The organism is Thermoactinomyces sp. CICC 10523, from assembly GCF_016055105.1.
In the GTDB taxonomy this organism is placed as follows: domain Bacteria; phylum Bacillota; class Bacilli; order Thermoactinomycetales; family Thermoactinomycetaceae; genus Thermoactinomyces_A; species Thermoactinomyces_A daqus.
Genome location: NZ_JAECVX010000001.1, coordinates 536,382 through 550,570, shown reverse-complemented (window position 1 = coordinate 550,570; position 14,189 = coordinate 536,382). Strand labels below are relative to the sequence as shown.

Sequence of the window (14,189 nt, the reverse complement as noted above, 5' to 3'; positions counted from 1 at the left end):
AGTTGCTCGAACAGCTGAAACGGGAGGTTCTGGAAGCCAATAAGCAGCTTCCTCTCCACGGTTTGGTCACTTTTACCTGGGGGAACGTGAGCGGAATCGACAGGGAGAAGGGGCTGGTCGTCATCAAGCCAAGCGGGGTACCTTACGAAAAGATGAAGATCGAGGATCTGGCCGTTGTTGATCTGGATGGAAATCAGGTGGAAGGGAAGTTGAAACCTTCTTCCGATACTCCGACGCACTTGGCCTTATATCGAGCGTTTCCTGTGATCGGCGGAATTGTGCACACACATTCCCCTTGGGCGACGGGATGGGCACAGGCTGGCAGGCCGATTCCTGTGCTTGGAACCACGCACGCCGATTATTTTTATGGAGAGATTCCCTGTACACGGGAAATGACCTCTGATGAGATTCAGGGGGCGTATGAACACGAAACGGGAAAGGTCATCATTGAAACGTTTCAGGAGAAGGAGATTGATCCGGCGAAGATACCCGGCGTTCTCGTATACCAGCACGCGCCCTTCTGTTGGGGAAAAGATGCTGCAGATGCCGTTCACAACGCCGTCGTGCTGGAGGAAATCGCCAAAATATCCTTCCATACCTGCCAGCTGAACCCGGCGGTTACCCCGGTCAGCCAATTTCTGCTGGATAAACATTATCTGCGCAAACATGGTGTGCACGCGTACTACGGGCAAGGATGACGGAACACTGTGGGATATCCGGGATTCCTTGCTGAGAAAGCATTTGATCATCCGCGAACCGGACTGCAACACATCTTCACGAAAAGAGGAGGAGGAAGAAGATGCTGCCAGTCAACGGGAATTTAAAGGGAAAGGTGGCCGTGATCACCGGCGGCAGCGGCGTCCTTTGCAGCGCGATGGCCAGGGAGCTCGGCAGGCAAGGAGTCAAGGTCGCGATTTTGAATCGCAATCGGGGGAAAGGTGAAAAAGTCGCGGAGGAGATAAGAAGATCGGGCGGTGAAGCGATTGCTGTTTCCTGCGACGTCCTGGATGCGGAAAGCGTCAAGCGGGCGGAAAAGATTGTGACGGAGGAATTGGGCGTTTGTGACATTTTGATCAACGGTGCCGGCGGAAACCACCCCGAGGGCATTACAACACATGAAACGCTGAAGATCAGCGATCTCGGGCAGGAGGAAGTGAAGACATTTTTCGACTTGGGCCCGGAAGGATTTCAATATGTGTTCAGCCTGAATTTGCTGGGAACGGTGATTCCGACTCAGGTTTTTACGCGAAAAATGATCAGCAGAAAAGGGGCCATTGTGATCAATATGTCGTCGATGAGCGCACCGAGCCCCATGACAAAGGTTCCGGCTTACAGTGCGGCGAAAGCGGGAATCGAAAATTTCACGAAATGGCTGGCCGTTCATATGGCTGATGTCGGGATCAGGGTCAATGCCATTGCCCCCGGTTTTTTTCTGACGGAACAAAACCGCAGTCTCCTCTTGAATGAAGATGGCTCCCTGACCGAACGCTCGCGGAAAATCCTGTCTCATACACCGATGCGACGATTCGGTTCCCCCGAAGACCTGTTGGGAACGCTGCTCTGGTTGGCGGACGAAAACATGTCCGGATTTGTCACCGGGATTACTATTCCGGTGGATGGCGGTTTCTTGGCGTATTCCGGAGTTTGAAGGCGCATCCGACGACAGGAAGCGTTCATGTCGTATCAAAAACCCGGTGGATGAACGTTCAGTAAAAATCTTCAGAGCAGTGGTTTGCTGAAGTGGTGATTCATGTTCATTGCATGAATCACCACTTTTTTAATCATCTGTTCCCGTGTCAAAACCCATGATCGCTCCGATCATTGCACCTGTTTAGCCTGTTTGGAACTATGCCTTCCATGCTTGGAACAATTCATGGCTGTCCGTCAGGTCCAGGCGAGGCATCGCATGCCGGATGATGCAGAGATCTGTGTCATCTAGTCCGTCCTGCTCGTTTTCAAGGTTTGCAAAGGGGATAATCTTGATGGCAAGCTCTTTTTGCTTCCAATAACTTTCCCACAGGCGATTCCGGAGGGTAACCTGCGTGACGGGGGAAAGGGCAAACTGCTGATGGGTTCCGAGCAGGCGTGTAATCAGCCTGGTTTCCGGGCCATTGGTGTTTGTGGCGGAAGGTATCGGATTTTTCACCAGATGAACAGTGACCATATCTCCGACTTTCAGCCCGTTGTCCCGTTTTACGTCATCGCCGGTTGCCACGATCAGCCCCAGACCGCGGTGACCGGTTACGGTGAATTCCGGTTGGTTCTCATGGGCCAGCCCGGTAAGCTCGTTAAAATTTACTTCACTTGCCAGCATGTACAGTAACACTTGGCCTGGTTTCGGTTTGGCAACGGGGACGATTTTTCTGACGGCTTTTATTTGGCGGCAGCTTTGGTCGTTTTGGCAGATGATCACCCGGTAAGCATACTGCCACTCCGGAAGGGGAGTGAAGGGAGGGATAAAGGGTGTTCCGGGAGGCAAAATTTTCCCTTTTATGTTCTGTTGGGAAAAGCGATCACGCTGGAAAACGTCATTTTTCATCGGTTCATTCCCCCTGATTCGGTTTTTTATATTTCGCTGTTGTATGAAACCATTGGTCAGTTGTTGTAATATTACAATATCTGATTTTTTAATCTGTTATATAATAGTCTTGATGCTATTTTATCTTAGTGAGTCACTTCTTGACAAGGCTTTTTTGCAAATTTGCAAAAAATATCGACATGGAACAAGACAGGATGAACTTAGTTGTATAAATATTCTTAATATAATAAAATATAGGTAGATTTATATGAATTTATATTCAAATAAAAGGCGGGGTTAAACGCGGATGAAAGCGGTCATATTTCACGACGTGGGTGATGTGCGGGTTGAGACAGTGAAGGATCCGGTGATACAGGAACCTGCTGATGCGATCGTGCGGATTACGACAGCGGCGATTTGCGGATCCGATTTGCATCTTTATCACGGCACGATCCCGGGGATGATGCCGGGAGCGATCATCGGACACGAGTATGTGGGGGTAGTCGAAGAAGTGGGGCCACAAGTGCAAAGTTTCAAACGGGGGGACCGGGTGGTTGGAGCCTTTCACGTTGCTTGCGGCAAATGTCGAACCTGCCGGCGTGGTCACTATAACCAGTGTCGGTTTGGAGGTGTACTGGGCTACGGCGTGGCCTTCGGTAATTTGGATGGGACACAGGCTGAATTCGCGCGTATTCCGTATGCGGACTATACCCTGCGACGGGTTCCGGATGGGTTGAGCGATGAACAGGCGTTGTTTACCGGAGATATTCTGACCACTGCCTACGGAGCCGTTGTGAACAGCGGCTTGAAGCCCGGAGAAAACGTTGCCGTGATCGGTTGCGGTCCGGTCGGGATCATGGCAGTTCAGAGTGCCTTTGCTCTGGGAGCTTCCCAGGTCTTCGCAGTTGATCTCGTCAAAGAGCGGACCGAGCTGGCCGCGCAGCTGGGTGCGATCCCGGTTCCCTCAAAGGAGATGGATGCGGAAGCAAAAATCCGCGAATGGACCGACGGTGAAGGGGCGGACGTTGTGATCGAAGCAGTTGGAGGTTCAGCCACGCTTGCTTTGGGGTTTGAGCTTGTTCGCGGGGGCGGGCGCATATCCTCCGTGGGCATTACAGCGGAAGATACCTTTGCCTATCCGTTGATGGCCAGTTTGGTGAAAGATGTGACGTTTCGCCTCGGAGTTGCCAATATCCATCGTGACATTGATACGACGCTGGCACTGGTGCAGGGTGGGCGGATTGATCCGACGGTGGTTGTTTCCCATCGTCTGCCTCTGGAGAAAGCGCCGGAAGGATATCGGCTCTTCGCCGAACGCCAAGCGAACAAGGTGATCTTGCAAGTGTCCAAGTGACGGGGTGATTTTGGCCAAGATCAACGATTTTGCCGGAGGTGCCTGAAAAAAGTTGAATCACTCCCTTTTATGGAGAATTGACCGATGCTGATTCTCTCTAAACCGGGGTTGAGAATGATACACATGGACAGATCGGGTTGGCCGTTCCCGCACCAATCCGGGGAGGAATGGATATGGAGATCGTAAAGAAGGCAACGTCGGGACCGTGATAAGCGCAGCTGGTTGATCCAAACGGAAGATCTTGTCAGACAAAGTAAAGAGGAATACCCGAAAGAGATTGCAAACGCCTGGCAGGGGGGGCTGATCCTGGACGAGCAGTGAGCAGAGGCGGAATTGGAGCCGATCCGCGCTGTAATCCTACATCATATCGATCTGTTGGAAAGTGCATCCGAAGCCAAAGACCATGAAAGCAACGTGCTTGACGCAATGTGGCAAATACCCTGACGTATAATTGCCTCTGCTCCATTTTCATCATTTACACGACTCAAATGGGCTGGGGAGCCTTCAAAATTCCAAAATTGACTGTTCTTGATAAATGTTTTTTATTATTTCTAAAATGAAAAAATGGCGCAAACATAATGAAAGATATATCCAGGAGTGAGACCAATGGAATTTGAATTTCACATTACAGTCCAGGATTTAAGCCCTGCTGAAAGGGATGCATTCATAAGGCTTTGTCAATCGGAACAGGTCAAACCTCTAATGATCGTCTTGGATAAAGGAGATTACATCCGTCAGCCAATGTTTACGGGAGTGATTAAAAGGACGGATTTTCATGAAGCGAATAAAGAAATCGACAAGATTGTAACCAAGTTTCAAGAAAATGGATTCACCATCATGAGAAAAAAAGTAGAGACGTCTCCAAATGAAGAACAGTACTTTTATCAACCACTGACCAAGCATTCTAAGCCTTACTTTGAATGGCATGGAAAAATTGAGGTTGATGATGTTGCCATGGTAAAGAATTTGTGCGCAGGTCTGGGCGGGCATCTTTCCAGAAACTCTTTAAATGCCAATGGAAAAGTGCGATTTATAACCGTCAGAGAATATGAAAGTAAGGAAAAATTTTATGAGAGAGTAGAGAAGATCCATTCTGTTTTAAAGGGAAATGGCTTTGAATTTGTAAAAGAACAATATGAATTATGTATCTACGACAGCAGAGAAGAATTGGATCGTGGATGGCTTTCGTGAGAGGTTTCATGAAAAGAGGGGAGAGAGAATCGTGATCAGTCGGGAAAATTTAAAGGATATGGATTGGACGGAAATCGAACTGGTTGTGATGGAGGCGCTTTTGAGAAGGATATCACTGGTGGATATGCCATTTGCATTAAAAGGGAATCCTGTTAACGAGACAATATTTGGAGAATCCGGATATTCGGTATGTTTTGTATTTGGAGAAAATCACAGATGTCAATCAAGCCTATAAAACTTTCACAAATTGGATGACTCAAGTGACAGAAATGGATTTGAACGACGGAATCAAGTTTGTGAGTTTTCAAGAATATGGATATTGGAGAAACATAGACTATGCCATGGCAGATGATTTTCCGACAGTCAATACATATCTTGCTTATTATTTCACAGATGAGCCAAGAGATCCTGATGAGGATGAATATGATTCCGTTTTTCTGGATATTTCGTTTAACTTGGAATTGGACGTCAAACCTGTTCCGTTAGAGTATCGGCCCGTTTATGGAGATCGTTTCATCGTTCCGTACACCATCCCCCTCTCGGTCCAGGTTGCTTGGAAGTTGCATCAAACGATTGTCAGACCCAGGTTTAAAGATCTTTATGATTTAAAGTTTTTGTTATCTCATCCGTCCTATGATCACCTTGCCCTTCAAGAAACATTGCAGACCCTCGTCAATGAATGCAGGATGGATCAATCGATTACCAAAGCGGATAAGAAAAAGGTTCTTGTCGATGATTTGAGAGGATTGTATGACTCATTATCCAATGATTCTGATCTGAAAGACTTTGCCGGCAGCCAAAATTAGGAAGAATATTTTATGCAGTTTGTGACTGATTTACGCAGAGTGATGGACCATGCCGGGTATTAATAAGAATTCATTTGATCATTTGCCGAGTCCGACATAAGGGAAGAGAAGGATGATAAATACGAAATATTCGGTTTGTCCTTTCTGGATTCGCAGGGACCATCATGATCTTGATGTGTAAAGAGCTTTGGGCCATCCCCGGTTCTCTCATCGTTTTTCCGGATCTTTTCTTTTCCATGCTGCCATCGGTGAACGAATTTGGACGTTGCGGAGTAAGAAGTCCGAAGGAAAAGCAGGCCCTCTCCCCGGTGTTTTTGGGGAGAGGACTTTTTTAATTCTGCTCCGGAAGATGTTTGTTCTTACCCCGATGCCCATCAGTTTCAATTTTCTGACTATTTCCCAGTAGTCGCTTCCGGCAAGGAAAGTGTCAGGAGAAATCCTGTCGCCAGGAATAGAATCAACCCGTATATTCCTGCTTCGGGGCTGAAGGAAGCAGTCAGCCAGCCCACGATATACGGACCGAGGAAACCGCCCAGGTTCCCGAGTGCGTTGATTCCTCCCCGCACTGCCCCGGCAACATTGGCCGAAAAGAGAACCGGAGGGATGGCCCAGAAAACGCCGGATGCGGCCTGCAGGAAAAATCCGCATCCAACCAGAAAGGCAAAGGATACCCAAATCTGACTTTGGAATTGAACGGATAACAGCAAACAGAGCGCAAAACCCAGTAACGGCAACCCTGTGTACAGTTTTCGATTCATGCTCCGGTCGGACAGGGTTGCGAACAGGTATTGCCCGATCATCGTTGCGATGTACGGAAAAACGGACAGAATCCCGACACTTCCCATTCCCGCATGTGTCAATTGCTTTATGATGGTCGGAAGCCACAGGGTAAAGCCATAAATACCGGTCTGATAGCAGAAATAAATCAGAATTAACTTCCACATGTTTTTATTTGCGAAGAGTTCCGCAAATGAGGCGGGGCCTTGCGGATTTGCCTTGAGCAACTCCTGTTCCGTACGCCAGCGTTTCACCAAATAGTCTCGTTCCTGTTCGGAAATCCATTTCGCATCTTGCGGCCGGTCACTGATCAGAGGGAGCCAGACGAAGATCAAAGCCAGTGAAATTATCCCTTCAATGATAAACACCATGCGCCAGTTCCAAATACTTAAGATCCATCCGGACAAAGGGCCGGTAATAATGGAAGCGATTGCAATATTCATCATGAAGAACGCATTGGCTCGCCCGCGCTCTTCGTTGGGAAACCAGTGGCTGATGATAACCAGGATCGCCGGCCAAACCCCACCTTCAGCAACTCCCAACAGAAACCGGAGAATCATCAATTGAGTCGCGTTTTGCACAAATCCGGTCACGGTGGCCAGTGTGCCCCAGGCGATGATCGTCCAGGCGATAAACTTTTTTGCGCTTCCTTTTTCGGCAATGATTCCGCCGGGAACTTGGAGGATAATATACCCGACGAAAAAAATTCCGGCAGCAAGTCCGGATAGGGAAGTTGTCATCCCGAGCTCCCGATCCATTCCGCCCGCCATCGCGAACCCGATGTTGGTGCGGTCCATAAAAGCTACGATGTATACCAAAATTGCAGGGGGAATAATGCGAAGCCAACGCCGGTTTGGGAGCGTGTTGTTCAATCTCCACCGCCTCCTTTGGAAGTATTTCGCAGTTACCTGGTTGGGGAATTTCATTTTTGGGTTGAAACTATTTTTATAGCGACATGTTATTATACTATTACAGATTTGTTATATTCGCAATATTCGGTGTATGTGTGAAAATGAATCAGTGTCCCGTATTTTGTTAAATCTCCGCTTGTTCAGCCTTTTGGGTTGTTGTTAAAAATGGGAGAATATTATATCATAACGAATAATTTCGTAAGGTTGTTAATGAAACAAGTGAGGAACATCTTTGTGTCTTTTCGGAACAACCGAAATAGAGACTGAGCAAAACGGGAGCGGGGTTCCCATGCCCCGGCTTGCGATGGGATTTTCACCGGAAAAGGAGAGATCAAGATTGGCGGCCATCATTGAACTGAACGATGTTACTTGGAGAAGGGGAGATCAGACGATTCTCCATCAGGTCAACTGGAAGGTTTCACCAGGTGAGCACTGGGCGATATTGGGGCTGAACGGGTCGGGGAAAACGTCATTGCTCAATTTCATAAACGGTTATTTCTGGCCCTCGCAAGGAAAAATCAGCGTGTTGGGCCACCCGTTTGGCAAAGTTGACTTAAGAGAACTGCGGAAGTCGATCGGCTGGGTCAGTTCGTCTCTGCAAGAGAGAATCAATGGACGGGAGCGGGCGCAAAATGTGGTGCTCAGCGGGAAGTTCGCCTCGATCGGTCTGTACGAAAAAACAGGCGAAAATGATGTGAAACGAGCCCGTCAGTTGATGGAGCAATTGGAGTGCGGCCATTTGTTCGACCGTTCCTATCAAACCTGTTCCCAAGGGGAGAAACAGAAGCTGCTCATTGCCCGCGCCTTGATGGCTTCACCCAAACTGTTGATTTTGGATGAAGCTTGCAACGGGCTTGATTTTCTCTCCAGAGAGGCATTGCTGTCCAGTATTCGTCAGCTGGCCGAAAGTTCAGATGCCCCTCATCTGCTGTTTGTGACTCACCACATTGAGGAAATACTGCCGATCTTCACCCATACCTTGTTGCTTCGCCGGGGCCGTGTCTTTGCCAAAGGAGAAACGCGGACCGTATTAAACAGTTCCAACCTGTCCGCTTTTTTTGAAACCCCGGTCGAAGTAAACTGGCGAAATGATCGGGCATGGCTTTCCGTTTCCGAAACGAAGACAAATGATCTGGAAGTGATCAGAACCTTACGGTAATTCCGACAGCCGATTTCCAACCCGCTTGGATTTCGGCTTTTTAAATGGTTTCTTTCATCGGCAAAATCAACAAAATTTCTTTTATTGTTTATTTCACACTTTTCGACTAAATATACAAAACAATAAGAATGTTATATAGAATTCAAATTAAAGCGCTTTCGTACAGGAGAGGAGGATGGAAATTGCGTTTAGCGGAAAATGATCCAATCCAAAATGAACAAACGGGCGGTGCAGAGCCGCCGATGATTGAACTGGCCGGGGTGACGAAAGAGTATGTCAAACCTTCCGGTGAAGTTCATACCGTTTTGCGGGATCTCCATTTGCGGATGGCCAAAGGGGAATTTTGTTCGTTTGTCGGGCCGACGGGATGCGGCAAATCGACGACATTGGGATTGATCGCCGGGTTTGAACAGCCGACGGGCGGCACGGTCAAAATTCAGGGGGAACCGCTGCAGGGGTTGAACAAACAAGCTGCTTGTGTGTTTCAAACCGACAATACCTTTCCCTGGAAAACGGTGATAGATAACGTATCGCTCGGCCTTCGGCTACGCGGAATTAGCAAGGCTGAAGCTTATGATGAGGCCAGAGTGTGGATAGAGCGGGTCGGTTTGAAAGGATTTGAAAAGCATTACCCGCACCAATTGTCGGGCGGGATGCGCAAACGGGTTGCTTTGGCGCAATGCCTGATCGTGCAACCGCAAATCCTGCTGATGGATGAATCGTTTTCCGCCCTTGATGTTCATACCCGTTCATTGATGGAAAATGAATTGCTGACGATTTGGGAAGAGACATCGGCCTCCGTCGTTTTTATTACCCATGATCTGGAGGAAGCGATTGCCCTGAGCGATCGGGTGATCGTCCTGACTGCCGGGCCGTCGGCAACCATTAAAGGAGACTACCGCATTCATCTGCCCCGGCCGCGAAATGTGTCCGAAATCCGTTTCGACCCGGAGTTTCTGAAACTGCACGAGAAAATCTGGAATGATTTGCGCGACGAGGTGATGATCAGCTATGAGCAATCTTATCAGTCCAGGTAGTACCGCTTCGGTTGAGGAGGTTTCCCGGCGGAGCGAAATGCGGGCCAAGGCGGTCAAACGCCGCTTTCGCAACTTGGCCTTGCAAGCTGCCGTATTTGTTCTGGTGGTCGGTTCGTGGCAGCTGCTGGCCGATTGGAAAATCATCGACCCGTTCTTCTTTTCCAGTCCCAAGGCGATTTTGCTGCAAATTGCGGACTGGTTTCAGAACGGGACGAGCCAGGGACCGTTGTACATCCATTTTCTCGTCACGTTTGAAGAGACGATCATCTCTTTTGTGCTTGGAGTGATTCTCGGGGTGATTGCCGGATATGCCCTTGGCATGAGCGAAGTTTTGTCCGTTATTTTCGGTCCTTACATTCAAATGTTAAATGCTCTGCCCCGGGTAGTCCTGGCGCCGATTTTTATTCTGTGGCTGGGGCTGGATATGTCCTCCAAAGTTGCGTTGGGTGTAACTCTCACTTTTTTTGTGGTCTTTTTCAACGCATTTCAGGGAGTCCGCGAAGTGGACAGAAATCTGGTGAACAATGCCCTGCTCCTTGGCGCCAACAAAAAACAACTGGCCTTTCATGTGATTATCCCCTCGGCGCTGACCTGGATTCTCTCCAGCCTGCATTCCAGTTTTGGCTTTGCGCTGGTCGGGGCGGTCGTCGGGGAATTCATCGGTGCAACCAAAGGACTCGGCTTTTTGATCTCCCAGGCGCAGGGGGCGTTTGACACAACCGGGGTATTTGCGGCCATGGTTCTGCTCTCGGTTACCGCGCTGATCGCCGACTGGGCTGTGGGTTGTCTGGAAAAGCGGTTTATCGCCTGGCGTCATGTAAAGCAGGAGTAAATCATCCAAAAGGGAGGGAAATGAAGTGAGAAAGATTCTGACCAAAAGACTGGCAGCCGTTTTAACGCTGATCGGGATGCTCCCTTTATTGACAACCGGTTGCAGTTCTTCCGATCCGGAGGGTTCCGGGCCGCACGAAATCAAGATTATGGTTGGCGGGATGGAAAAAATCATCTACCTGCCGGCGAAACTGACTGAAAATCTGGGTTATTTCAAACAGGAAGGACTTGATGTTGAACTGATTAACCAAGGATCCGGGCAATCGGCGGAGGAGGCGCTCGTTGCCGGACAGGTTGATGCCGTGGTCGGTTTCTATGATCATACGATCGATTTGCAGTCGAAGGGAAAATACCTGAAGTCAGTCATTCAGTTGGGGATCACCCCGGGTGAAACCTTGATGGTTGACAATAAGGACAAAGACCGAATCAAGGGGGTTCGTGATCTCAAGGGCAAGAAAATCGGCGTGACCGGGCTCGGGGCTTCCACCAACTTTCTCGCCAATTATCTCGTTGTCAAGGGTGGATATACGTCAAAAGATTACATTCCCGTTCCTGTCGGTGCCGGAAACACGCTGATCGCATCCATGCAGCAGGGAAGAATCGGGCTGGCAGTTACAACCGAACCGACGGTTTCCCTTTTGCAGGCAAAACATCTCGCTGTGCCCCTTGTGGACATGTCGACCCCCGGCGGGACGAGGCAGGCGATTGGAGGGGATTATCCGGCGGCCTGTCTTTACTTGAGATCGGACTACATTAAGTCCCATCCGGAAACCGTGCAAAAATTGGTCAATGCATTCAGCAAGACGCTGAATTATATGCAAACTCATAAGCCGGAAGAAATCGCCAACCGGCTGCCCAAAGCGTATTATGCCGGGGACAAACAGATGTATGTGAGCGCGCTGTCCCGCAGCATGTCCATGTTTTCCCCGGACGGAAAGATGCCGGAAGACGGCCCGGCCAAAGTGTATGAAGTACTGTCTGCCTTTAAGCCGAAGCTGAAACAGGCGCACGTGAAATTGGAAGAGACCTATACGAATGAATTCGTTGAAAAGGCAAATCAAGCAGGCCAATAACCCGGTTTTCAGCCCCGCCGGACATCTGTTTCAACGGGGCTGATCTGTCGGGGGGAAGATGTTTGTCCAATCCTCTTTTGACTTTCATCCCGGGTGGATTGATCGTTTTTGGAGAAGAAAAGTCACTTGGGGGATTTCAGGCGATACAAGCACTGGGGACGGCCTACCGTTCCGTACGCCAGCTGCTCCTCGGCGAGCTGCTCTTCCGCCAAATAGACCAAATAATGACGGGCGGTCGAGCGGCTCACACCAGCCAGTTTAGCCACTTCATCGGCACTGAGAAACCCGTTTGACCGGGCCAGACAAGCTTGGATCCGTTCCAATGTCCGAACATCGATTCCTTTTTGTTGCCAGGATCTGTCCGAATGGGTGACCGAGCGCAATTTTTTGAGATCATCCACCACCATTTGGTCGATGAACTTTTGATTCGATTTGGCGAGGCGGGTTCGGAACAACAAATATTTTTCCAAGGATTTTTTCAGCCGGTTGAGGTCAAATGGCTTGATCAAATAATCAAAAATACCCAGGCGAAACCCTTCTTCCACCACTTCCAGCTCTTTGGCCGCCGTCACAAGGATCACATCACACGGAGAGTTGTGCGAACGGATGCTTCGCAGAACTTCGAGACCGGACTGATCCGGCATGTAAACATCCAACAAGAGGAGGTCCGGCTTTTGCTTCTCCAGCAGATCGAGCGTTTCGCGATAATTGTGGGCTGTGCCGATCCATTGATAGTCAGGGAGCGATTCGACCAATTTGCCGTGCAATCTGGCAATCATAAAGTCATCGTCGACAACGGCGGCGCGGATCGGTGTCGGCATCAAAGATGACCACCTCTTCTTTTGGCAAGTTCACTTCTAACGTCGCCCCGGAATTTGCGGAAATCATGGCAATCTTTCCCCCGGCTTTCGCCACCAGCCGGGAGACGATGGCCAGGCCGAAGCCACGATTTTTTCCTTTGGTGGATATCCCGCTTTCAAAAATGTGCTGTCCCAGTTCGGGATCAACTCCGGGGCCGTTATCCGTTACCCGGATCTGCAACGAATCGGATTGGTCGTTGATATAGACGGAAACGAGCGCTTTTTCCTTCCTGTCAGGCATTTCTGCGAGCGCTTCCAAAGCATTCTCAATCGCATTTCCCAGAACGGAGATAACCACCTCCCGATGAGGGCATGGCTCCCGCAGATGGGAGGAGGGATCAACGGTCAATTGTATTCCAAGCTCCTTGGCACGGTTTATTTTGCCGATCAGAATTCCGACCACGGCTGGATCATGGATGCGAGACATGAAAAATTCGATCAGATGTTGTTGTTCCTCATTGACCTGGTTGATAAATTCGCGTACAAGCTCATACTCCTGCATTTGAATGAGCCCCGAAATGGTATGCAGGCGGTTTAAAAACTCGTGTCGCTGGCTGCGCAAGGCATCCGCGTAGTGACGGACATCATTCAATTGCTGATTCATTTTGTCCAATTCCAGTTTATCGCGAAAAGTGGAAACCGCACCGATGACCCGTCCATTCAACAGAACCGGCACCCGATTGGCAATGATCAGCGAGTTATGGATGATCATCGGCTGATCAAACTGGCTGACTCCTTCTTCGAGCACTTCGGGCAACCGGGAATTGGGAACAATCTGGCGAATCGGTTGGCCAATGATGTCACAGTCAGGTTCCAGACCGATGAGCCGCTTGGCCTCCTGATTGCAGGCGGTGATTTTGCCCTGACGGTCAACGGCCAATATTCCTTCCCGGATTGATTCCATAATCGCGTGCTGTTTTTGGGAGAGCAAGGCAATCTCATGAGGCTCCATGTTGAAAAGCTGTTTTTTGATGTGTCCGGAGAGCAGATGTGCACCCATAAAGCCATATACCAGTCCGATCGCGGCCACCATCCCCAGGTGCTTGATCGAAGCAAAAATATCGTTCCATATATTTTGCACGGGGAAACCGACGGACACGACCCCAATTTGCCGCCGGTGTTCATCAAAAATCGGCGCTTTGCCGCGAATCGAGAGACCGAGTGTTCCCGCAGCCTGGGTGATGCTCTCTTTTCCGTGCAATACGTATTGATTATCCCCGCCGACCATTTTCTTGCCGATCATTGCGGGATTGGGATGGCTGTACCGAATGAGATGCATATTGCCCACCACGATGAATTCCGCCCCCGTTCTCCTGCGAATCTCCTCGGCGAGCGGTTCAATTTGCGCGGAAGGGTTTTTTTGGAGAAACGCATTCCGGATTTGCGGCATGCCGGCGACGGTTTTGGCAAGGAGAAGGGCGCGGTTGCCGGTTTCCTCAAACCGCGACTGGATAATGTTACAGGACAGGCCCGACATCACCAGAATCAGCACGAAACCGACGATCAGCAGCACCAATATGTTAATTTTTGTCCGCAACGAAAATGGTTTAAGGGAGAAGTTCATCATGGACCTCGTTATAATTGGTTGGAATATTGTTAATAATATTTCAAATAATATTATCACAATCAAAAGAGATTAAAACATCGAAGGGGGGATTTTTACGGGATTCCT

General features: G+C 49.3%; 14 protein-coding genes. 10 read left to right on the top strand and 4 right to left on the bottom strand.

Annotation, left to right across the window (positions count from 1 at the left end):
* The first annotated feature begins 2 nt into the window (after positions 1–2).
* The gene (gene araD / locus I8U19_RS02765; RefSeq protein WP_198055114.1) at positions 3–698 is read left to right on the top strand and encodes an L-ribulose-5-phosphate 4-epimerase; all 696 of its coding nucleotides are present in this window, start codon (positions 3–5) and stop codon (positions 696–698) included.
* Between the two features lie 101 nt (positions 699–799).
* Positions 800–1,648, top strand: a complete 849-nt coding sequence (locus I8U19_RS02760) for an SDR family oxidoreductase (protein ID WP_198055113.1) — start codon at positions 800–802, stop codon at positions 1,646–1,648.
* A 198-nt stretch (positions 1,649–1,846) separates the two neighbouring features.
* Here I8U19_RS02760 and I8U19_RS02755 read toward each other — a convergent pair whose 3' ends face one another.
* Positions 1,847–2,539 (bottom strand): alcohol dehydrogenase catalytic domain-containing protein, encoded by a 693-nt coding sequence (locus tag I8U19_RS02755; protein ID WP_033101291.1) that lies wholly within the window; start codon positions 2,537–2,539, stop codon positions 1,847–1,849.
* 286 nt (positions 2,540–2,825) lie between these two features.
* Between I8U19_RS02755 and I8U19_RS02750 the strand changes: the two genes are divergently transcribed.
* The 4 genes from I8U19_RS02750 to I8U19_RS17200 all read left to right on the top strand — a co-directional run bounded on the left by I8U19_RS02750 (position 2,826) and on the right by I8U19_RS17200 (position 5,869).
* Entirely contained in the window at positions 2,826–3,872 is a 1,047-nt protein-coding gene (locus I8U19_RS02750) for an alcohol dehydrogenase family protein (RefSeq protein ID WP_198055112.1), read from the top strand.
* Between the two features lie 606 nt (positions 3,873–4,478).
* Positions 4,479–5,063 (top strand): hypothetical protein, encoded by a 585-nt coding sequence (locus I8U19_RS02745; RefSeq protein ID WP_198055111.1) that lies wholly within the window; start codon positions 4,479–4,481, stop codon positions 5,061–5,063.
* Positions 5,064–5,094: 31 nt separating this feature from the next.
* Positions 5,095–5,298 (top strand): hypothetical protein, encoded by a 204-nt coding sequence (locus I8U19_RS17205; RefSeq protein WP_232337201.1) that lies wholly within the window; start codon positions 5,095–5,097, stop codon positions 5,296–5,298.
* A 34-nt stretch (positions 5,299–5,332) separates the two neighbouring features.
* Positions 5,333–5,869 (top strand): nucleotidyl transferase AbiEii/AbiGii toxin family protein, encoded by a 537-nt coding sequence (locus tag I8U19_RS17200; RefSeq protein WP_370589753.1) that lies wholly within the window; start codon positions 5,333–5,335, stop codon positions 5,867–5,869.
* 392 nt (positions 5,870–6,261) lie between these two features.
* Here the strand turns inward: I8U19_RS17200 and I8U19_RS02735 are convergent, their stop codons facing one another.
* Positions 6,262–7,518 carry an MFS transporter gene (locus tag I8U19_RS02735; protein ID WP_198055110.1) on the bottom strand — a complete coding sequence of 419 codons (1,257 nt, stop codon included), beginning with the start codon at positions 7,516–7,518 and terminating at the stop codon, positions 6,262–6,264.
* 376 nt (positions 7,519–7,894) lie between these two features.
* Here I8U19_RS02735 and I8U19_RS02730 point away from each other — a divergent pair, with 376 nt between their 5' ends.
* The 4 genes from I8U19_RS02730 to I8U19_RS02715 all read left to right on the top strand — a co-directional run bounded on the left by I8U19_RS02730 (position 7,895) and on the right by I8U19_RS02715 (position 11,657).
* Positions 7,895–8,716 carry an ABC transporter ATP-binding protein gene (locus I8U19_RS02730; RefSeq protein WP_198055109.1) on the top strand — a complete coding sequence of 274 codons (822 nt, stop codon included), beginning with the start codon at positions 7,895–7,897 and terminating at the stop codon, positions 8,714–8,716.
* A 182-nt stretch (positions 8,717–8,898) separates the two neighbouring features.
* Positions 8,899–9,753, top strand: a complete 855-nt coding sequence (locus I8U19_RS02725) for an ABC transporter ATP-binding protein (protein WP_198055108.1) — start codon at positions 8,899–8,901, stop codon at positions 9,751–9,753.
* Positions 9,728–10,585 (top strand): ABC transporter permease, encoded by an 858-nt coding sequence (locus tag I8U19_RS02720; RefSeq protein ID WP_033101289.1) that lies wholly within the window; start codon positions 9,728–9,730, stop codon positions 10,583–10,585. Before I8U19_RS02725 ends, I8U19_RS02720 begins: the two co-directional genes overlap by 26 nt.
* A gap of 25 nt (positions 10,586–10,610) precedes the next feature.
* On the top strand, positions 10,611–11,657 hold the full coding sequence (locus I8U19_RS02715; protein ID WP_198055107.1) for an ABC transporter substrate-binding protein: 1,047 nt from the start codon (positions 10,611–10,613) through the stop codon (positions 11,655–11,657).
* A gap of 122 nt (positions 11,658–11,779) precedes the next feature.
* Here I8U19_RS02715 and I8U19_RS02710 read toward each other — a convergent pair whose 3' ends face one another.
* Together I8U19_RS02710 and I8U19_RS02705 are read right to left on the bottom strand one after the other, a co-directional pair.
* Positions 11,780–12,478, bottom strand: a complete 699-nt coding sequence (locus tag I8U19_RS02710; protein ID WP_033101287.1) for a response regulator — start codon at positions 12,476–12,478, stop codon at positions 11,780–11,782.
* Positions 12,441–14,081: an ATP-binding protein gene (locus tag I8U19_RS02705; protein WP_198055106.1), complete on the bottom strand. Its 1,641-nt coding sequence runs from the start codon at positions 14,079–14,081 to the stop codon at positions 12,441–12,443. The genes I8U19_RS02710 and I8U19_RS02705 overlap by 38 nt, the downstream gene beginning before the upstream one ends.
* Positions 14,082–14,189: the final 108 nt, after the last annotated feature.

Excerpts from the sequence above, each read along its gene's own strand:
- I8U19_RS02750 (WP_198055112.1), top strand. The coding sequence starts at position 2,826 with ATGAAAGCGGTCATATTTCACGACGTGGGTGATGTGCGGGTTGAGACA.
- I8U19_RS02710 (WP_033101287.1), bottom strand. The coding sequence starts at position 12,478 with ATGCCGACACCGATCCGCGCCGCCGTTGTCGACGATGACTTTATGATT.
- I8U19_RS02705 (WP_198055106.1), bottom strand. The coding sequence starts at position 14,081 with ATGAACTTCTCCCTTAAACCATTTTCGTTGCGGACAAAAATTAACATA.
- I8U19_RS02745 (WP_198055111.1), top strand. The coding sequence starts at position 4,479 with ATGGAATTTGAATTTCACATTACAGTCCAGGATTTAAGCCCTGCTGAA.
- I8U19_RS02760 (WP_198055113.1), top strand. The coding sequence starts at position 800 with ATGCTGCCAGTCAACGGGAATTTAAAGGGAAAGGTGGCCGTGATCACC.
- I8U19_RS02755 (WP_033101291.1), bottom strand. The coding sequence starts at position 2,539 with ATGAAAAATGACGTTTTCCAGCGTGATCGCTTTTCCCAACAGAACATA.
- I8U19_RS02720 (WP_033101289.1), top strand. The coding sequence starts at position 9,728 with ATGAGCAATCTTATCAGTCCAGGTAGTACCGCTTCGGTTGAGGAGGTT.
- I8U19_RS17200 (WP_370589753.1), top strand. The coding sequence starts at position 5,333 with ATGGATTTGAACGACGGAATCAAGTTTGTGAGTTTTCAAGAATATGGA.